The organism is Flavobacterium ginsenosidimutans, assembly GCF_037478105.1.
In the GTDB taxonomy this organism is placed as follows: Bacteria; Bacteroidota; Bacteroidia; order Flavobacteriales; family Flavobacteriaceae; genus Flavobacterium; species Flavobacterium ginsenosidimutans.
This window is the reverse complement of the sequence record NZ_CP147988.1, coordinates 4,436,045-4,458,504: the sequence shown is the minus strand read 5'-3', so window position 1 is coordinate 4,458,504 and position 22,460 is coordinate 4,436,045. Positions and strand designations below refer to the sequence as shown.

The 22,460-nt window shown below is 35.6% G+C and carries 10 protein-coding genes; all 10 read left to right on the top strand.

The window, feature by feature from the left end; all coding sequences use genetic code 11:
* Nucleotides 1-128 precede the first annotated feature (128 nt).
* The 10 genes from V6624_RS19265 to V6624_RS19220 all read left to right on the top strand — a co-directional run bounded on the left by V6624_RS19265 (nt 129) and on the right by V6624_RS19220 (nt 22,327).
* Nucleotides 129-2,465 carry a DUF5703 domain-containing protein gene (locus V6624_RS19265; protein WP_338839854.1) on the top strand — a complete coding sequence of 779 codons (2,337 nt, stop codon included), beginning with the start codon at nt 129-131 and terminating at the stop codon, nt 2,463-2,465.
* A gap of 15 nt (nt 2,466-2,480) precedes the next feature.
* Nucleotides 2,481-4,940 carry a T9SS C-terminal target domain-containing protein gene (locus V6624_RS19260; protein ID WP_338839852.1) on the top strand — a complete coding sequence of 820 codons (2,460 nt, stop codon included), beginning with the start codon at nt 2,481-2,483 and terminating at the stop codon, nt 4,938-4,940.
* 235 nt (nt 4,941-5,175) lie between these two features.
* Nucleotides 5,176-7,194, top strand: a complete 2,019-nt coding sequence (locus V6624_RS19255) for an aceric acid hydrolase (protein ID WP_111289741.1) — start codon at nt 5,176-5,178, stop codon at nt 7,192-7,194.
* Nucleotides 7,195-7,363: 169 nt separating this feature from the next.
* Nucleotides 7,364-8,350, top strand: a complete 987-nt coding sequence (locus V6624_RS19250; RefSeq protein WP_111289743.1) for a pectinesterase family protein — start codon at nt 7,364-7,366, stop codon at nt 8,348-8,350.
* 688 nt (nt 8,351-9,038) lie between these two features.
* Nucleotides 9,039-12,422 (top strand): SusC/RagA family TonB-linked outer membrane protein, encoded by a 3,384-nt coding sequence (locus tag V6624_RS19245; RefSeq protein ID WP_111289745.1) that lies wholly within the window; start codon nt 9,039-9,041, stop codon nt 12,420-12,422.
* Nucleotides 12,423-12,440: 18 nt separating this feature from the next.
* Nucleotides 12,441-14,417, top strand: coding sequence for a RagB/SusD family nutrient uptake outer membrane protein (locus V6624_RS19240; protein WP_338839851.1), 1,977 nt, complete (start codon nt 12,441-12,443; stop codon nt 14,415-14,417).
* A gap of 103 nt (nt 14,418-14,520) precedes the next feature.
* Nucleotides 14,521-16,233 (top strand): polysaccharide lyase, encoded by a 1,713-nt coding sequence (locus V6624_RS19235; RefSeq protein WP_338839849.1) that lies wholly within the window; start codon nt 14,521-14,523, stop codon nt 16,231-16,233.
* Nucleotides 16,234-16,516: 283 nt separating this feature from the next.
* Nucleotides 16,517-17,206 carry a DUF3826 domain-containing protein gene (locus V6624_RS19230; protein WP_338839848.1) on the top strand — a complete coding sequence of 230 codons (690 nt, stop codon included), beginning with the start codon at nt 16,517-16,519 and terminating at the stop codon, nt 17,204-17,206.
* 95 nt (nt 17,207-17,301) lie between these two features.
* On the top strand, nt 17,302-18,966 hold the full coding sequence (locus V6624_RS19225) for a polysaccharide lyase (RefSeq protein WP_422389318.1): 1,665 nt from the start codon (nt 17,302-17,304) through the stop codon (nt 18,964-18,966).
* A gap of 277 nt (nt 18,967-19,243) precedes the next feature.
* Nucleotides 19,244-22,327, top strand: coding sequence for a DUF6298 domain-containing protein (locus V6624_RS19220; protein ID WP_338839845.1), 3,084 nt, complete (start codon nt 19,244-19,246; stop codon nt 22,325-22,327).
* Nucleotides 22,328-22,460 lie beyond the last annotated feature (133 nt).

Below are 22,460 nucleotides of genomic sequence, written 5' to 3'. Positions count from 1 at the left end.
AGTTTAACGACTAGTTTGTCATTTCGACGAAGGATAAATCTTCGCAAGTAACTCCGCAATCTTTGTCGATCATGCAACGAAGATTTCTCCTTCGTCGAAATGACAAAAAAACTTTAAAAAGAGTAAAATTGAAATACATTAAATACATTAAATACATACTTCTCTTCACCACGCTTTGTCTTAAAGCACAAATCCCTGCGCTTGATAATTACAATCAAATCTGGACAACGCAAAGCAATAATTCATCAGAATCGATGCCTTTGGGCGGCGGCGATATTGGTATGAATGTCTGGGTTGAGAAGGGAGATTTGTATTTCTATTTTTCACGAAGCGGTACTTTCGACGAACACAATACTTTATTGAAATTAGGACGAGTAAAAGTGACTTTAACACCAAATCCATTTGAGGGAGCAGCTGGTTTTCATCAGGAATTGAAACTAAAAGACGGTTATGTTTTAGTTGGGCAGAATGATACTAAAATCAAACTTTGGGTAGATGTTTTTAAACCGATTATTCATGTTGATTTAGAAAGTAAAAATCCGTTGAAAATGACGGCTTCTTATGAAAGCTGGCGTTATCAAAATCGTTATCCAAAAGGAAAAGAAAACAATGCCAATTCTTATAAATGGGCACCCCAAGGAGAACTTATTACCTATAAAGATTCTATTGCTTTTGAAAACAACGGAATAAAATTCTATCACAGAAACAGAGAAAATACGGTTTTTGATGTAGCGGTAAAACAGCAGAAAATGGAATCGGTTAAGGACCAAATGCTGAACCCGATTGCGAATTTAACTTTTGGCGGATTTATGAAAGGTGATAACTTAAAACCAGACGGGACGTATCTTGGAAAATATCAGGATACCGATTTTAAAGGTTTTAATTTAACTAGCATAAAACCATCCAAAAAGCATTCGTTAGAAATTTATTTAAACACCAACCAATCTGATTTTTCTATTTGGAATAATGAACTAAAAAGTCTGATTTCTGCAAACAAAAACACAGCGAAACAAGCTGAAAAAAACACTCAAAAATGGTGGAATAATTTCTGGAACCGCAGTTTTATTTTTACACAAAAAAATCAATCGATTGAGAAAGATTCAGTGTATCAAATCGGACAGAATTATCAATTGTTTCGATATATGCTCGGATGCAATGCGTATGGAAAATATCCAACCAAATTCAACGGCGGACTTTTTACGGTTGATCCCGTTTACACGAATAAGGATTTAGATTTTACACCAGATTTCAGAAATTGGGGAGGAGGAACAATGACGGCTCAAAATCAGCGATTGGTTTATTTTCCGATGGTAAAAAGCGGTGATTTTGATATGATGAAATCGCAATTGGATTATTACGTAAGTCTTCAAAAAAATGCTGAATTAAGAAGCAAAGTCTATTGGAATCATAATGGTGCTTCATTCACAGAACAATTAGAAAATTTCGGCTTGCCTAATCCAGCAGAATACGAATGGAAACGTCCCGCAGATTACGATCCGGGAATGGAATACAATGCGTGGCTGGAATACGAATGGGATACAGTTTTGGAATTCTGTCAAATGATGTTGCAGCAGAAAGAATATGCCGGAGAAGACATTCAAAAATACAATCAATTCATTATAAGCTGTCTTCGATTTTTTGATGAACATTATCAATACTTAGCAAAACAGCGAGGAAGAAAAGCTTTAGATGGAAACGGAAAATTAATTCTTTTTCCAGGTTCGGGAGCGGAAACTTATAAAATGGCAAATAATGCCAACAGTACAATTTCGGCTTTGCAAGTTATTACAGAAAACCTTTTAAACCTTTCAGGAAATCAGTTGTCAAAAGAAGACGTTGCATATTTAAAAGCACTTCAAACTAGGATTCCGCCTTTAAACTTTGGGCAGATTGAAAATCATAAAGTTTTGCTTCCTGCCAAAACATGGGAAAGAGTTAATAATTCAGAGGTTCCGCAATTGTATCCCGTTTATCCGTGGGGAATTTACGGCGTTGGAAAACCAGATTTAGAAACGGCTTTAAATACCTGGAAATATGATGCTGATGCTTTAAAATTCAGAAGTCATATAGGATGGAAACAAGACAATATTTTTTCAGCTCGTTTAGGATTAACCGAAGAAGCAGCAAAATATAATACACTAAAAATGGCGAATTCAGAAAGACGTTTTCCAGCTTTTTGGGGTCCGGGATTTGACTGGGTTCCAGATCATAATTGGGGCGGATCGGGAATGATTGGGATGCAGGAAATGCTTTTACAGGAAGCAGAGGGGAAAATTTATCTTTTTCCAGCTTGGCCAAAAGAATGGAATGTTCATTTTAAATTACACGCCAAACAAAATACTACAATTGAAGCCGAACTCGTAAATGGAGAATTGAAGGTTTTAAAAGTAATTCCAGAAGAAAGAAAAAAAGACATTATAAATCTGTTAGGAAAATCTGAAGCAGAAAAAACGAAATTAAACTAACTATTGCCAACTATAATGATAAAGAAATTAATAAGTGGTGCTGTTTTGTCCATGCTTTTGACCACAAATGGACAGGCACAATCAGTCGCAAATACTGATAAACAAATTGTAAAAGTGGACTTTGATTTTTTTCAAAGAAGACTAGAAGAAGTTCATGATCCGAGTTATGATTCTTGGGTAATTAATGAAGGAAAAGAAGCTGAAAAATCATTTAACAATGTGTCTTTTAAACTCAAAGGAAACTTTACTTCAAAATGGTATAAAGTCGGAATGAGCGCTCCGTTTTACAATAGATTAGGAAGTGACGGTTTGGTTACGGCTGAAAATTTAGAATTGAAAATTAGTGGATTGAAAGCAGGAAAACATACACTTTTGACTTTTCATAACGCTTTTGATGTCATTACAGGAAAAACTTTTTCTCCGATAAAAATCTACGTAAACGGAAAACTTCAGGAAACCGTAAATGCAAGTCAGAGAGCCAATGCTAAAATTGATGCTTCAATGGCGTATATTACTTTTAATGCTGAGAAAGGCAAGGATGTAGTTGTTCGTTTTGAAATTGATCCGACTTCTAATCCAGATGTTGTTAAGCAAATTGTGATTAATGGTTTCGAAATTGATACGCCAAACTTGATGAATCAGGCGCGTACTCCTGAACCAAAAAATAGGGACGAACATGTGGAAGTGGGTAAAACTTTAACTCTAAAATGGGATGCTGTAAAAAATGTAGCATCTCATAAAATATATTTCGGTGAAGATAAAAATGCCGTAGAAAACGCAACAGAAGCTTCAAAAGAATTTAAAGGGAAACTTACTGAGAAATCTTTCTCAGTTTCTGATTTATATAGCGGTACAACTTATTATTGGAGAGTAGATGAAGTCGATGCTAAAGGTGAAGTTACTCAAGGTAATGTTTGGTCGTTTAAACCTGCACAATTGGCATTTCCGGGAGCAGAAGGTTACGGACGTTACGCCGTAGGTGGTCGTGGCGGAAAAGTGATTGAAGTAACCAATTTAAATGATGACGGACCAGGAAGTTTACGTGATGCGATCAATCAGGAAATTGGTCCAAGAACGATCGTTTTTACTGTTTCGGGAAATATAAAACTGGCTTCGAGATTAGTAGCAAATCAGCCTTATATTACTATTGCGGGACAAACCGCTCCAGGGGAAGGAATTACGATCAGCAGAGCGCCAATTGGGTTGACAGGAAATGATGGTGTGATTCGATTTTTGAAAGTGAGAATCGGGGGCGGAACTACTTTTGACGGAATGGGATTAACGGGCGCAGATTATAGTATTATTGATCACTGCTCGATTAGCTGGACAATTGATGAATCGTTTAGTTCGCGTGGCGCGCATCATATTACTTTACAACGAACTTTAATTTCTGAGGCATTAAATGTGGCTGGACATGATAAATATCCTGCTGGAAAAATGCACGGATTTGCTGCAACAATTGGCGGAGATATTGGAAGTTTTCATCACAATTTACTAGCTCATAATTACGGAAGAAACTGGAGTATTGGCGGTGGTTTAAATGGAGATGGCTACTACACAGGAAGATTGGATATTACCAATAATGTGGTTTACAACTGGGGACAAAGAACGACAGACGGCGGTGCAAACGAGGTGAATTTTGTAAACAATTTTTACAAACCAGGAGCTTCAACTAAAATATTTGTCGCGTTAAATGCACAGCACGAAGGTGTTGGAAAAGGAATGCAGCGTTATTATTTTAACGGAAATATCATGCCAGGCTACTTTGATGAGAAATCTCAGGAAAAAGGCAGAAAATCTACTATAAGCCATAATGAGAAAGTAGATTATGAAACTTTTGTAGACAAACCATTTTTTCCTTCTTACGTAGAAACGCAATCAGCGAAAGCGGCGTATAAAAATGTACTTTCAGATGTTGGTGCCAATCAGCCGTTTTTTGATAAACACGATAACCGAATTGTAGATGAAACTTTAAAAGGAACTTTTACTTACAAAGGCAGTAAAAGCGGTTTAGGTGGTATGATCGATAATGAACAAGATGCAGGCGGATGGCCAAATTTTGCTTCAGAAACTCGTCCGTCAGATTGGGATACAGATCATGACGGATTGCCAAACTGGTGGGAAAAAGCTTTTGGTTTAAACGAAAATTCAAAAGCTGGAGATTTTTCAGATGCGAATCAGGATGCTGATAAAGATGGATTTACGCAGTTGGATAATTATTTAGACTGGTTGGCGCAGCCTCATTATTTTGTGAATTCGGGAGAGAAAAAAACTTTAAATGCCACGGATTATTTTAAAGGATACGAAAACAAACCAGTTTATACTTTCTCTGATCTTAAAAATGGTAAAGTGGTTTTAAAAGGAAAAGAAATTCAGTTTACAACTGCTGAAAAAGGATTCGCTTCTTTCGTTCTAACCGTAAAAGATGCAGACGGAGATTCAATGAGCAGAATGATTAATTTCTTCGTAAACTAGAAAAGTTTCACGCAGATTTTAGCTGATTTACGCAGATCTGCGCAGATTTTAATTTTAAAGAATAGAAATCAATAAATATCTACTAAAATCTGCAAAATCTGCGTGAAAAAAAAACTCAGAATAGGAGATTATAATAGATTAAAGAAAAAAATAAATCAGCGTAATCTGCTAAATCTGCTTGAAAAATTAAGCTCTCGCAGATTTAGCAGATCAGGCAGATAAAATTAATATCAAAATGAAAAAGAATATCATCATCTCAAGTTTATTTCTTTCAACCGTAATCTTTGCGCAGAACAAAGGTTTAGTTGCGAATTCAGAAAGTCCATATTCGAAATTACAAAGTGTAGGCTTACAAGATGTAAAATGGACAAACGGTTTCTGGAAAGAACAATTTGATGTAGAAACCAAAAATACATTGCCGTATATGTGGGATTTGTATCATAACGATGAAATTTCGCATGCTTATAAAAACTTCGAAATCGCAGCAGGTTTAAGTAAAGGAACTTTCAAAGGCCCTTCGTTTCATGATGGCGATTTCTACAAGATTTTTGAAGGAATGGCTGCAACTTATGCCGTAACAAAAGATAAAAAACTAGATGTCGAAATGGATAAAGCCATTGCGCTTTTCGCCAAAGTACAGCGCAAAGACGGTTATATTCATACTCCAGTTTTAATCGATGAACGCTGGGGGACTTTAGGCCCAGAAGAAGTAAAGAAACAATTGGGTTTTGAGAAATACAATATGGGACATTTAATGACTGCGGCTTGTATTCATTATCGTGCCACAGGAAAAACAAACTTCCTTAATATTGCAAAAGGTGTTGCCGATTTCTTGTATGATTTTTACAAAAAAGCTTCGCCAGAATTGGCTCGAAATGCTATTTGTCCGTCGCATTATATGGGAATTGTCGAAATGTACAGAACGACTAAAAATCCGAAATATCTGGAATTAGCTAATAATTTAATTGACATTCGCGGAACTACAAATGATGGAACCGATGATAATCAAGACAGAGTTCCGTTTAGACAGCAAACAACTGCAATGGGGCACGCTGTAAGAGCAAATTATCTTTATGCCGGAGTTGCCGATTTGTATGCTGAAACGGGGGAAAAGAAATTACTAGATAATTTAGAATCAATTTGGGATGATGTAACGTATCGCAAAATGTACATTACTGGTGGCTGTGGTTCTTTATACGACGGCGTTTCGCCAGACGGAACGTCTTATGATCCAACTGTGGTTCAGAAAATCCATCAAGCGTATGGAAGACCTTTTCAATTGCCAAATGCAACCGCTCATACCGAAACCTGTGCTAATATTGGAAATGTGTTATGGAATTGGAGAATGCTTCAAATTACAGGAGATGCCAAATATGCTGACATTGTTGAATTAGCATTATACAATAGTGTGCTTTCGGGAATGGATTTAGAAGGAGAAAAATTCCTTTACAATAATCCGCTGAATGTTTCAAATGATTTGCCATTTCATCAAAGATGGGGTAATGAACGTGAAGGTTATATCGCATTATCAAACTGTTGTGCGCCAAACGTAACCAGAACAATTGCCGAAGTTGGAAATTATGCGTACAATATTTCGAAAGAAGGTTTGTATGTAAATTTATACGGAAGTAATCAGTTAAGAACGAAATCTTTAAATGGAGAAGAAATTGAAATTGAACAGCAAACTAATTATCCTTGGGACGGAAAAATAACTTTGAAAATTGTAAAAGTACCAAAAGATTTACAGACTTTCTTTTTAAGAATTCCGGGCTGGAGTCAGAATGCGGAAGTATCGGTAAATAATGCAAAGATTACTGATAAAATCATTTCTGGAACTTATCTGCAATTAAACCAAAAATGGAAAAAAGGAGATGTGATCGAATTGAATCTTCCAATGCCTGTTGAATTAATGGAAGCTAATCCGTTGGTTGAAGAAGTTAAAAATCAGATAGCCGTAAAAAGAGGACCTCTGGTGTATTGTTTAGAATCGGATCAGCTTCCTGCGAAAATAAGTGTAAATGATGTGGCTTTGAATTTGAAATCGAATTTTGCAACAAATAATTTTACCTTGAATAATAGAAATTTAGTAAGCATTGATGCAGAAGCTGTTATAAATTCGAATAATTCATGGAATAAATCTTTGTACAAACCGCTTTCTTCTAAGGATGCAACGGCAGTATCTGTAAAATTGATTCCGTATTTTGCTTGGGGAAATAAAGGAAAAGGCGAAATGACGGTTTGGATGTCGCATTAAAATGATTGTCGTAAACTTTTGACAAAGTTTTTACCTTCAGTTTGTCATTCCGAGGAACGAGGAATCACACTCGGGAATCGACAAAGATTGGATACATTCAATGCGGAGTTTCTAGTGTGATCTTTCCTTCGTCAAGATGACAAAACAAAACGAATAAATAAAAAAAGAAATGAAATATATTCTAACTCTATTTTTAATAACGACATTGGCAATATCAGCTCAAACGCTCGATAACAAATTAGCATTAACCGTTGCTCAAGACGGTTCTGGAGATTTTAAAACCATTCAGGAAGCAGTAAATAATGTAAAAGATAATTCAGAGAAACGTGTTGTAATCACTATAAAACCAGGAAAGTATGTCGAGAAATTGGAAATTCCAGCTTCAAAACCCTTTATTACTTTAAAAGGTTTAGACAGAAATAAAACTATTATTTCATTTGATGATTATTCAGGGAAACCGCTTCGAGAACCAGATCCGTCGGGTAAAAAAGAATTTGGAACAGGAACTTCGTATTCTTTCATGATCAAAGGAAATGATTGTACGCTTGAAAATCTAACTGTAGAAAATACAGCAGGACGAGTAGGACAGGCGGTGGCGCTTCATATTAAAAGTGACCGAGTTTTGGTGAAGAATTGTAATATCTTAGGAAATCAGGATACGCTTTATTTATCAGAAGGAAATACGCGAACTTATTTTGAAAACTGTTTTATAAATGGTACAACCGATTTTATTTTTGGTGCTGCGACGGCTTATTTTTATAAATGTACGATTGAAAGTTTAACCAATTCATACATAACCGCTGCGTCGACTCCGCAAGGACAGGCTTATGGTTTTGTTTTTGTTGATTGTAAACTTACTGCAAAAGACAAATCGGTTGATAAAGTATTTTTGGGAAGACCATGGAGACCTTACGCGCAAACGGTTTTTATTAATACAGATTTAGGTTCGCATATAATTCCCGAAGGTTGGAATGCTTGGCTTGATTCTCGATTTCCTGATAAAGATAAAACTGCTTATTATGCAGAATTTGGAAGTAAAGGTTCTAGTGCTAAAGATATTTCCCAAAGGGTTTCTTGGTCTCATCAATTAAAGAAAGAGGATATTAAAAAATACAATAGAGATTTAGTTTTAAATAAATGGAATCCGAAAGCGTAGTTTAAATAAGTTCAACAGAACAAAAATAATTTTAACAAATGCCCGCTGATACTGATGTCAGCGGGTTTTTTATTGGGTTTTCTTAAGTAAGAAAAACGTCGAAAAATAGCGTTTACATTTTGTTGGTCAGAAATTACTTTTAAAAATTAATTTTTTTATTAAAAATTATTTAATGTTTTTTTAAAGGTATCCTGTATATATCCTGCGTATATTTTTACAGGTTTTTTATTACGAAATGAACTCGTTTTAGTTAATTATCTCTATCGTTTTCGTAAAAAATGACTTTTTATAAGCGCTTAGATATCAGTAGGTATAGTAATAAGTTTTGCAGAATAAATAACAGATGTTTATTTTTGATGTAAATCTTATCGTTTTTTAGTGAAAATGGGTTTATAAATTTTGTTTTAAGCAAACATTTGTCTTAAATATTTTGTTTCGTTTATTTTTTCCTTTTGTTTTTTATTAATATTGTTTTTTTTGAGTCTTTTTTTTCCAAATTATACGATTAAACAGGATAGAGCAGGACGGTTCTAATATATCATCGTTATATTTTTGGAATACTAAAATAAATGTGTTTTAAACATTTAAAGAAAATGTTTTAAGATTCCTTTAAGGAAAATTATGTTACCATTAAGACACGTTTAAACATGACTAACTAACATTAATAACCTAACCAAAAAAAACATTTATGAAACAAGCACTTATAAAAAGATGTAGTTTTCTTTTGTTTGCACTGATGAGTGTACTGAGTTATGCTCAAAATCAAGTTACAGTAACGGGAACTGTTACAGACAATTTAGGAGGATTGTTGCCTGGAGTTAACGTAACTGAAAAATCTACCAAAAATTCAGTGACGACAGATTACAATGGAAAGTATCAAATCAAAGTTAAAAGTGGAGGTACTTTGGTTTTTTCTTTCATCGGAATGAAAAAAATAGAATTGCCTCTTAATAATCGTTCGATCGTTAATGCACAAATGCAAGACGATTTTAACCAATTAGAAAACATTGTTGTAGTAGGTTACGGAACTCAAAAGAAAAAGGAACTTACAGGAGCAATCGCAACGGTAAAACCAGATGATTTAATGGACTTGCCAGTGACCAACTTATCTGACGCTCTAAAAGGTTTAGTTCCAGGTCTTGCTGTTACAAGTGGATCAGGACGTCCTGGAGATGCTGGAAGTATTCAAATTCGTCAATCATTCGGTTTTTCAAAAGATGGAAACTCAACTATTCCTTTAGTAATCATTGATGATATGATTCAGGTAGATCCAACTAATGGTAAACCTACATTGGAACAATTCAATAGATTAGATCCGTCTGAGATTGAAAGTATTACGGTTTTAAAAGATGCTTCTGCAGCAATTTACGGTTCTCGTGCTTCGCAAGGTGCAATCGTAGTAAAAACAAAACGTGGTAAATCTGGTAAAGCAAAATTTACTTATAATAGCCAGTTTGCTGTAAACGATGCTATTAGCCACAGTAAAACTTTAAATGCTTATGAATTTGGAGTTTTCAGCAATAGATTTTTAACTTCTCAAACTCCAAATATAGATCCAGTTAAATTGTATTCTGCTTCTGAATTAGAAGAAATGAAAAGTTTAGATTATAACTGGTTAGATGAAGCTTGGAAACCTGCTATTCAGCAAAAACACTCTTTCAATGTAAGTGGAGGTAGCGAAGATATTACTTATTTTGCTGGTGCAACTTATCTTACTCAAGATGCCAATTTAGGATATCAGAAATATGATAAATGGAATTTCCGTACAGGAATTAATGCAAAAATCGCTAAGAACTTAGATTTCTCTGCTTCTGTTTCTGGTAATTCAGGAACAATTGATAAATCTTTTACTAAAGCTTCTGCAAATATTAGTGACGGAAGCTACGGTTCTGCAGCAGGTGGAGAGCAAGCAGATTACGGATTCTTGTTACACATGCCTAAACATGTGCCGTGGGAAACGGTTGTAGATGGTAAGACATATTATATGTCTCCATTTCCTAACTCAAACAAAAACCTAGGAAGTGCAAATGCCAACACTACAATTGCCGGATGGAACTATTTTGCCAACTTAAATAATGGTTCTCACCAAATTACAGACGATTATTCATATAACGTGAATGCTTCGTTAAACTATAAATTAGCAGCTGTTAAGGGATTATCTTTCAAAGGAACTTACTCAAGAACGCAAAGTTCTTCTTATACAGAACAAATTCAGTTGCCATACGATTTGGCTAGAATTAGAAACTACGAAACAGAAGGAAATCACCTTGCTAGTGCAGCTGATCCATCTGTTTACAACGCGACAACTAATCCAAATGGAGATTATGTGATCGAAACTAACGTTAGAAATTCAAGAGTTTACTATAACAATAGCGATAGTAAAAGTACTCAAGGAGATTTTTTCATTAACTATGATAGAACATTTGGAGATCACCAAATTGGAGCCATGGTAGGAGGAGAGGCTTCTGAAATTTACAATACATCTACTCGTTTAGCTTATGAGCAAACAGGGAAAGATTATTTAGGAGATTATCGTACAGCAGGAACATTAAGTGCTTCTAACAGTACTGCAACAAAAGTAGAAGGAGGTACACTTTCTTATTTTGGACGTTTAAATTATAACTACAAACAAAAATATTTATTCCAATTCCTTTTCCGTAGCGATGCTTCTACAAAGTTTGCTCCAGAAAATTATTGGGGATATTTTCCATCTGTTCAATTGGGTTGGGTAATGTCTAAAGAAGATTGGTTTGAAAAAGCTTTACCGTGGGTTGATTTCTTAAAACTTCGTTATTCTATTGGTAAAACTGGTAAAGATAATATTCAGCCTTGGAGATGGGTTCAATATTATGATGTTATTGTGGATAAAGGTTTCCAATTTGGACCTGCAGGAACTAACTCTGGAGGAGGAAATAATGGAAACGGTGTAACTCCAAGGGTAACTCCTAATAGAGATGTTACTTGGGATACTACAGTAAAAAACAACATTGGTATTGACTTAACTGTTTTGAAAAACAGATTAAATTTTACTGCTGATTTCTATTATGATAAAACTACTAATATGTTAACAGACATGAGTAGTGCGGTTGGTGTGCCAATTTCTGCTGGTGGAGCTTATGCAGAACAAAACTATGCAGCTATTGATGCGTGGGGATCTGAGTTTAGCCTTAACTGGAGTGATAAAATCAAAAGCAATGTAAGTTATGATATAGGTATTAACTTTAGTTATGCTAATAATGAAGTGAAAAAATACCCAGACCAAGGAAATGTACTTCCATCTAACAATGCTACAAGAGAAGGACAGTCAGTAGGATTTAATCCAGTTTGGGGATTTGCAGTTTGGAAAGGAACATCTACAGGAGACGGTATTTTACGTACAGACGAAGATATTGCTAACTATTGGGCTTACTTAAGCGAGCGTGCAACAGCTGTTGGTGGAACTCCAAAATACTTTGATATTACTACACCTTCTGGAATCAGAAAAGGATCTTTAGCTTATCAAGACGTTGCTGGACAGCTTAATCCTGACGGATCTTTAGCTCCTGCTGATGGTCAAATCATGAAAGAAAATGATTATGTGAAATTAGCAAACAGCAGCAGAACTTATGGATTTACTACTAATTTAGGATTTAAAGCAAATGGATTCTATTTGAGAACTCAAATTTCAACTTCATGGGGAGGTGCTACATTTGTTGATTTAGTAAGCCAAGGAACATCAAGTGCAAACAGTATGTGGTCTCGCGAAAGTTTCTGGAGAGATATGTATTCAGATGATAATCCAAACGGAAAATATCCTAACGTAGCACAATGGAGCTATATGTCAAGCCCGTCAGATTTCTGGCAATTGAATACTTTCCGTTGTTTTGTTAGAAACTTAAGTGTTGGATATGATATTCCTAAAAAAGTGTTTGCAGATACAAAAATATCTGGTATAACATTAGGTGTAACAGGTAATAACCTTTGGGATTTATATAATCCTTATCCAGATCATTACCGAAACATGTATGATAATTCTTCAGTAGGATATCCTACGCTTAGAACTTGGACGCTTAATTTTACCGTATCATTCTAATCTAAATTAAAAGCAATTATGAAAACACCATTTAAATATATAACATTATCACTTTTGCTTGCCTTAGGTACTGCTTCTTGTAGTGATGATTTTCTTAAAGATAAGCAAGCTTATGGCTTATATGATGATACGTTCTATCAAACTCAAGAGCGTGCACAAGCCTATGTAGATAATCAATATTATGATTTTTATAATTCATATAAATCGCCTACAGCAACAGTTATTGGTTCGTATACAGATACCAATTCAAAACTAACTGAGGAATTAGGAGGAACACAGGATTACATCAATCCTAATAAAACGCTTTTGAATGCTGCTGAAGCAAGTACATATTATGGAGCAAAATTAACAACAAGTATCAATAATTATCCATATAACAGAATTAGAGAATGTACAGCTTTCATAGAAGAAGTTGATGTTAAAGGTTCAAACCTTGACAAAACTTTCCGTGATCGTGCAAAAGGGCAAATGTACTATATGCGTGCCATGCAATATTTTGATTTAATGCGTGTATACGGAGGAGTTCCTATTGTTACAACTGTTCAAAACGCATCAGCAGATGATCCTTCTATTCAGCTTCCAAGAGCAAAAGTTTCAGAAGTAGTAGATCAAATTGTTAAAGATCTTGATATGGCTGCAAGTTTGCTTCCTGGAAATTGGGATTCAGCTAATTATGGACGTTTTACAAAAGGTGCTGCAATGGCTCAAAAATCAAGAGTTTTATTAACTTTTGCAAGTCCGTTATTTAACAAAAGCTGGGATGGTTCTAATGAGCGTTGGGAAGCTGCTTTAAAAGCAGGTCTTGAAGCAGAAGCACAATTAACAGCTGATGGCTATGGATTATATGGAAGTTCTGCAAAACAATGGGAATCAATGTTTTTAATTGATAATGTTTTTTGTTCAGAAGCTATTGCAGTGCAACTTTGCGGAACATCTACTTTATCTACAGGAATAAACAATTCATGGGAAAAAGGTATTCGTTTATTAAGTTTAGGTGGAACAGGAGGAGGAACACCAGCTCCTAAAGAAATGATTGATTTGTTTCCAATGAAAGACGGTAAAAGACCTACAGCAGCAAACGGATATAATGATTTTACATTCTTTGTAGATAGAGATCCAAGATTCTACAGAACATTTGCTTTTTCTGGAGTTAAATGGGGTTACAAAGAAACTCCAGACGCAGTTCTTTGGGCTTACCGTTGGGTAGATGGTTCTAATAAAGCAGGTTTTGCAGATTCAAATACAGCAGTTTCAAGTCCTGCGTTTGTTAGAAAAATGAGTAATTCAGCGGCAAGTAAAGAAACGAATTTCCAATATTCTGGAACAGATATTATGGAATATCGTTATGCGGAATTATTATTGAATATTGCAGAATGTTATGCGGCTTTAGGTCAGACAAACAATACATTAGCTTATTTAGGAAGAATTAGAAACCGTGTAGGTATTCCTGCAGCTAATAATTACGGTATAGGAACACTTTCTGATAAATATGCAGCAATCGAAGCAGTATTATACGAGCGTAGAGTAGAATTAGCATACGAAGGGAAACGTTTCTGGGATGTTCAAAGATGGATGCTTTACGATAATGAAGCACTTGCAGGTGTAACTGGTGGAACAGTAAGTAAATTGCATTTAACTCCAATTAATGGAACAAAACGTACTGGAAACTTTTTACAATATAAAAATACAGCAGAATCTTCTACAAAAGATCCTTTGTCTGCTGATCGTGCAGGTATTATGGCCGATCCAGATGCAACTAATTTCCAAGCACAATTAACAGCTTTGGCTAATTTCTATAACACTAATTTTACACGTACAGAATTAATAACACCAATGGATAACTATAATGGAGCGGCGGTTAATATTAAATTTAATCCAAACTACTACATAAATGGTCTTGCAACTGCACCTTTAACAGCAAATCCGTGGTTATTACAAACTATTGGCTGGAATGATAATTTTGGAGCACAAGGAACCTTCAATTATCAAGAATAAATTTAATATCAAAACAAGGATTATTATATAAAGCTTTTCACCTGTATTCGTCAAAAGATACAGGTGATTTGTTTAAAAAGAATTACCACAATTACAAATTAACATGAAAAATTCCGCATTATTTATCGCATCATCTCTTCTTTTTTTAGGAAGTGCAAAATGTTTTGCCCAATATCCGAAGATAAGTCCAGAAGTTCAGGCTCAGGAAAAAGCTATTAAAGAAGAAGCTCAAAGACTTTCTGATGAAGCTTGGACAAAAGCTTTAGTAGTTATTGAAGAAGAAGCAAAACATGGAAAGCCTTATATCCCGTGGGCAGCTAGACCAACCGATTTACCTCAGGCAGAAATTCCTGCTTTTCCAGGTGCTGAAGGTGGAGGAATGTACACGTTCGGTGGTCGTGGTGGAAAAGTTTACACAGTAACAAGTCTAGAAGATCGTGGACCTGGAACATTACGTGAAGCTTGCGAGCAAGGAGGAGCGAGAATAATAGTGTTTAATGTTGCTGGAATTATAAGATTGAAAAGTCCGTTGATTATTCGTGCGCCTTACATCACAATTGCTGGGCAAACAGCTCCTGGCGATGGTGTTTGTATTGCAGGAGAATCAACTTGGATTGATACACATGACGTAATTATCAGACACGTACGTTTCCGTCGTGGAGAAACTTTTGTAGGACGTCGTGATGATGCTATTGGAGGAAATCCTGTTGGAAATATCATGATAGATCACGTTTCTGCAACTTGGGGATTAGACGAAAACATGTCAATCTACAGACACATGTACAATCCAGGAGCAGGTTATCCAGATATTAAAGTTGGAACAGTAAATATTACAATCCAAAATAGTTTATTCGGAGAAGCTTTGGATACTTATAATCACGCTTTCGGAAGTACTTTAGGTGGAGAAAACTGCTCTTTCATGAGAAATATGTGGGCTAATAATGCTGGAAGAAACCCTTCTATTGGTTGGAACGGAATTTTCAATTTTGTGAATAACGTAGTTTTTAACTGGTACAATAGATCTACTGATGGTGGAGATTATACTGCTAATTACAATATTATCAATAACTTCTATAAACCAGGACCAGTTACCGATTTGACACAGCCAATCAGCTATAGAATTTTAAAACCAGAATCTGGAAGAAGCAAACTACCTTATGTGGTTTTTGGAAGAGCTTACGTAGATGGAAATATTATTAACGGAAACGAAAAAGTAACTAAAGACAATTGGGACGGCGGTATTCAGCTTGAAAATAAAAAAGGGGAATTAATGACGTATGATGAGGCAAAAGAATATTTTGCTAAAATGAAAGCAGCTAAACCTTTCCCAATGCCATGGTTCCGTCCATTCATGAAAGCAGACGAAGCATATGAGTTTGTATTGAAAAATGTTGGAGCAACGCTTCCAATTAGAGATAAAGTAGACGAAAGAATCGTAAGAACGGTAAAAACTGGGGTTCCAGAATATGCAAAAGGATTAGAGAAAAAAGAATTTTATCAATTTGAACACAGACGTTTACCGATGGATTCTTATAAAAAAGGTATCATCACTGATATTTCTCAAGTTGGAGGATATCCAGAATACAAAGGGAAACCTTATGTAGATACAGACAAAGACGGAATACCGGATGCATGGGAGAAAAAATACGGTTTAAACCCGAACGATCCATCTGATGCTCAAGGAGATTTAAACGGAGACGGATACACTAATATTGAAGATTACATCAACGGTGTAAATCCTGCGATAAAAGTAGACTGGAAAGATTTGGCTAATAACAAAGAAACATTAGTTAGACCTTTATTAGATTTAAAATAGGAACAATTTTTTAAAACATTCCTGTTTTTAAAAAGTAGGAATGTTTTAAAAAAGAGCCTGAAAGGCTCAAAGCACTAAAATAGGACAACGTCCTATGTATAGAATAATGAAAGAAAAAAGCCCTGAAAGGGCGAAAGCAATTAATGAAAATAGACAAAGGCTTGCGCCCTTTCAGGGCTCTGTCTACATGATTTGTGAGTCATAGGATTTTATCCTATGGTGTTGCTTAAAGGCCGTTGGCCTTATGATTGAGTTAAAAAAAATAACTAAAAAAAGAAAGACAATGGCACTAAATAAAATAAATGCTGGTTTATTATCGCTGGTTTTTGCATTTTCAACTTTAAATGCACAACAGCATTTAGATCCTGAATATGTAAAAGTTACCAACGAAAGAGCTGCAAAAATCGTTACTAAATTAGATTTGAAAAATGAAGCAAAAGAAAAAGTAATTTCAAATATCATCGCGCAGCAATTCAGAGACTTAACTGAAATTCAGGACGGAAGAGATGCTGAAATTAAAAAAGTAAAAGAAGACACTAGTTTAGCAAAAGAAAAACAAAACGAAAAAATTGATAAGCTGAAATCAAAAGCAGACGAATCAATTGCAAAATTGCATAAATCTTACCTTAAAAAATTAAGTAAAGAATTATCAGAAGATAAAATTACTGAAGTTAAAGACGGAATGACTTACGGTGTACTTCCAATCACGGTTGCAGGTTACAACGATATGTTGCCAAATTTAACAGCAGAACAAAAAGATTATATTTATAAAGCTTTAGTTGAAGCAAGAGAATTTGCAATGGACGGTGGATCATCTAAAGAAAAACACGGATGGTTTGGTAAATACAAAGGAAGAATCAACAATTATTTATCAAAACAAGGTTACGATTTGAATAAAGAAAGCGCTGACTGGCACAAACGTCTTGAAGAAAGAGAAAAGAATAAAGCAAAAGATTCTACTACAAAAGAATAATTTTTTCCTTTAAACTTTGCACCAAAAACTATCAACCAAAGAATATTTTTTTCATGCACAATATTTTCCCCAACCGTACTTTAAAAAGAGCATTTATGACATTGTCATTCTGCTCTCTTGTATCATCGGCTTATGCACAATATCCCGTAATTCCAAAACCAGTTCAGGAAAAGGCAGACGCTTTTTTAGCTGATGAAGAAAAAAGGCTAAACGAAATCTGGACGAGCAATTATAATATTATTAAAGAAGAAGCCAAACAAGGAAAACCTTATTTACCTTGGGCATCTTATCCAAAAGATTTTGTTTTGGCAGATATTCCTGCTTTTCCAGGTGCAGAAGGCGGTGGAGCATACACACAAGGCGGTCGCGGCGGAAAAATATTTGTGGTTACGAGTTTAGAAGACAGCGGAAAAGGAACTTTCCGTGAAGCCTGCGAAGCGGTTGGAGCGAGAACTATTGTTTTTAATGTTTCGGGAATTATTCAATTGAAAAAAAGAATCAGCATGCGTGCGCCTTATGTAACCATTGCTGGGCAAACTGCTCCGGGTGACGGAATCTGTATTGCTGGAGAAACGTTAGAAATAGATACACACGATGTTATTATTCGTCATATGCGTTTCCGTCGTGGTGCAACCGAAGTAACGAGAAGAGACGACGCTCTAGGCGGAAATCCAATGGGAAATATCATTGTAGATCACTGTTCTGTTAGCTGGGGATTAGACGAAAACATTTCTTTGTACAGACATCAGTTTGCTGCTAATGCAAAATCGAAACTGGAAAAATTACCAGCTTGTAATATCACGATTCAAAACACTATTTCATCAGAAGGTTTAGATACGTATAACCATGCTTTCGGAAGTACAATCGGCGGATTAAATAGTACTTTTATGCGCAACTTATGGGCGGATAACATTTCTAGAAATGCTTCTATCGGAATGTATGGTGACTTTAATTTTGTGAATAACGTAGTATTCAATTGGTGGAATCGTACTCTTGATGGAGGCGATTATCGTTCGATGTTAAACATTATCAATAACTATTTCAAACCAGGTCCAATAACGCCACAAAACGAACCTATTTCGCATAGAATTGTAAAACCTGAATCTGGTTATATTGAGCCAAAGCAATATGGAAGAGCTTATGTTTCAGGAAACTTTATTGTGGGTTCTCCAGAAGTTACAGCAGACAACTGGAATGGCGGAGTACAATTGGAAAACCTTCCAGAAGCGGAAACGGCAGCATTTTTAGCAACTATTAAACAGCCAAAACCTTTTTCAATGCCAAAATTCAATATCATGTCGGCAGAAGAAGCTTATGATTTTGTTTTAACGAATGTCGGAGCCACAATCCCAAAAAGAGATGCTGTCGATGAAAGAATTATCAAACAAGTTAAAACTGGAAAAATCGAAGTAAAAGACGGCTTAGAAAATAATATCGGAAAAGAATTCATCAAAAGAAGATTGCCAGCAGATTCGTATAAAAAAGGAATTATAACACATCCTGACCAAGTTGGCGGTTATCCAACTTACAAAGGAAAAGCATACAAAGATTCAGATAATGACGGAATTCCAGATGCATGGGAAAAGAAATACGGTTTAAATCCGAATGATGCTTCAGACGCTAATAAAGACGCAAATGGAGACGGATATACGAACATCGAAAAATATTTTAACGGAATCGATCCAAAGGGCAAAACAGATTGGACGAAAATCGAAAATAATACGGATACTTTGGCGAAGTTGAAATCATTATTACAATAGTTAAGTATTCTCAACGCAAACCTGACAGGTTTTTAAAACCTGTCAGGTTTAATAACACAAAGAAAATCCATCTAGTTTGTCATTCCGAGGAACGAGGAATCACACTAGAAGCTCCGCAACAGTGAGTAAATCCCGCGTGAGATTTCTCCTTCGTCGAAATGACAAAATTGCGGAAATGCTTAACTTTAGAAAATTGAAAAATATACTAAAAGTGAATTTCATTAAACAAAATATAATCCCTTGCTTCAAAAACACATTAGTAATAATGTGTTTTACTATGTCTATATGTAGCAAGATCACAGCCCAAAACACTTTCCCAGATATCATCAAAACGAAAGAAGGAAAACTTTCTTTCACAACCGATAATCAAGGAAATCAAATCCCAGATTTTTCTTTTGCTGGATACAGAAACTCAGAAGTTGCCATTCCGAATCTAGACAACAAAATTTTTGTTTCTATACAAGAAGAAGACGCAACTCAGAAAATCCAAAATGCAATTGATTATGTCAGTGCATTAAAACCTGACAAATCAGGATTTCGTGGAGCAGTTTTGTTAGACAAAGGAACTTTCAAAATCAGCGGAACTTTATACATTAGAAAATCAGGAGTAGTTTTAAGAGGAAGCGGAAATTCCGAAAACGGAACCGTACTTTTAGGAACCGGATTAGAAAGAGAAGCTTTAATTAGAATTTTAGGTGTAAGCGATAAAATGTATAAAGATTCATTTGAATTTGCAAACGCTTATACGCCACTTGGAACTCAGAAAATCCAATTAAAAAACACTTCAAAATTAAAAGTTGGAGACGAAATCGAAATCAGTAAACCTTTAACGGATAATTTCATTAAAGAAGTAAACATGCAGGATTTCGGTGGAGAAACTTCATGGATTGGCTGGAAAAAAGGCGACTGGATTACCACTTGGAATCGTGTCGTTACCAAAATTAACGGAAACGAAGTAACCGTAAACGCGCCAATCACAATGTCTTTGGATGATGTTTTCGGAACTTCAAAAGTAACCGTTTATTCTTGGCAGGGAAGAATTGAAAATACTGGAATTGAAAACATATTAATAAAATCAACTTACAATCCTTCAAATTTAAAAGACGAAGAACACCGCTGGCAGGCAATCAGCATTGAAAACACTAGAAATGCTTGGGTAAAACAAGTGAATTTCAAACATTTTGCAGGCGGCGCGGTTACGATTTTAAAAACAAGTCAGCAAATTACCGTTGAAGATTGTATCGCTACAGAACCAATTTCAGAAATCGCTTCATTCAGAAGACATACGTTTTATACCGAAGGGCAGCAGACTTTATTCCAACGTTGTTATTCAGAATTTGGATATCATGATTTTGCTGTAGGCGGATTCGGAACAACGGGTCCAAATGCGTTCGTACAATGCGAATCACATTTGCCATTCGAAAACAGCGGTGCAATCGGAAGCTGGGCAACTGGAGTTTTATTTGACATTACCAATATCGACGGAAAAGCATTAAGCTATAACAACAGAGAACAAGGCGGAAGAGGCGCAGGATGGACAGCAGCTAATTCTGTAATTTGGGAATCATCGGCATCAAAAGTAGAATGTTATAATCCGCCAACAGCACAAAACTGGGCTTTTGGAGTTTGGGGACAATTTCGGGGAAACGGACATTGGAAAAACGTAAACGAACATATCAGTCCAAGAAGTTTATTCTACACGCAACTAGAAGCCAGATTAGGAAAACTTCCAGTTCAGCCTTTTATCTATGATTTAGGTTCAGAAGCTTCTTCAAGTCCGAGTGTAGAAGTTGCTGCAGAATTGACTAAAAACTCTGCTACAACGGCAAAAAGTTTACAAGAATTGATTGCAGAAGCTTCAAAAGCAAATCCGATTAATACAGACAGTAAAGGTTTAAAAAATGCAAACGATTTAAAAGTTGCATCAAATAAAACTGAAAAATCAACTTCTAAAGTAACAGTAGAAAACGGCTGGTTAACTTTTGAAGGTAAAGTAATTGCAGGAAAACAAACCAACGTAGCTTGGTGGAGAGGTGATTTAAGTGATGATTTCGTTAATAAATCAACACCGCACATCACTCGTTTTGTACCTGGAAGAACAGGAAACGGATTGACGGATAAAGTGCAGGAAACTGTAGACTATTTGACTAAAAATAATATCGTTGCCTTAGAACACAATTACGGTTTATGGTACGACAGACGAATGGACGATCACGAACGTGTTCGAAGAATCGATGACGATGTTTGGCCTCCGTTTTACGAACAGCCTTTCGCAAGAAGCGGGAAAGATTTCGCTTGGGATCATCTAAGTAAGTACGATTTAACAAAATTCAACGATTGGTATTGGAGCCGTTTAGCGCAGTTTGCAACTCTGGCAGAACCAAACGGACAATTGTTAATCAATCAGCAATATTTTCAACACAATATTTTAGAAGCTGGAGCGCACTGGGCAAGTTCGCCTTGGCGTTCAGCAAACAATATCAACAGTACAGGATTTCCTGAGCCACCGCCTTACGCAGGAGACAAACGTATTTTTATGGCGGAGCAATTTTATGATATTACGAATGCTCAAAGAAGAAAATTACACGAAGGATTTATCAGAAAATCATTCGAGAACTTTCAGGAAAACAGCAACGTAATTCAGTTGACAAGTGCCGAATATACAGGTCCGTTACATTTCATGGAATTCTGGTTAGACCAAGCCCAAAAATGGAAAGATGAAACTGGAAAAAAAGGCTTAATTGGTTTAAGTGCAACTAAAGATGTTCAGGATGCTATTTTAAATGATGCTAAAAGAAATAAAACCGTTGATGTAATCGACATTCGTTATTGGTATTACAAAGAAGATGGTTCGGCTTATGCTCCACAAGGAGGCGTAAATTTAGCACCGAGACAGCACGCCAGAAAACTAAAAACCGGAAAAGAAACGGATAATCAAGTATATCGCGCCGTTCGTGAGTACAGAGAAAAATATCCTGAAAAAGTCATTTTATATTCAACAGATGGTTCTTCAAGATTTGGATGGCCAGCTTTAATGGCGGGAGCTTCATTGCCAAACATTCCAAAAATCGAACTTCCTGAATTTTATGCCGCTTTAAGCGAAATGAAATTAGTTGATGGAAATACGTTTTCAGACAATCTTTGGAAACTCGAAAACAAAGGAAAAAGCTATCTTTTTTATTTGAAAACCGACCAAGATATCACAATCGATTTATCAAACGAAAAAGGAACATTTGAAGTATTTGCAATTAATGCAACAACAGGAAATATAACGAAAAAAGCAAATATCAGCGGAGGAAAACAAGTCACAATTCCACAAGCCGAAATAAAAGAAAAAGTGCTTTTTGTAGTGAAGAAATAAAAGTTTTAATAGCCACGAATTCACGAATTAATCAGATTGAATTGAGAATGAAATCTGCTTAATTTCCCAAATCTGCGAGAGAAAAAAATTCACGCTCCCGATAGTTATCGGGATAAAAAGATCAAAGCAGATT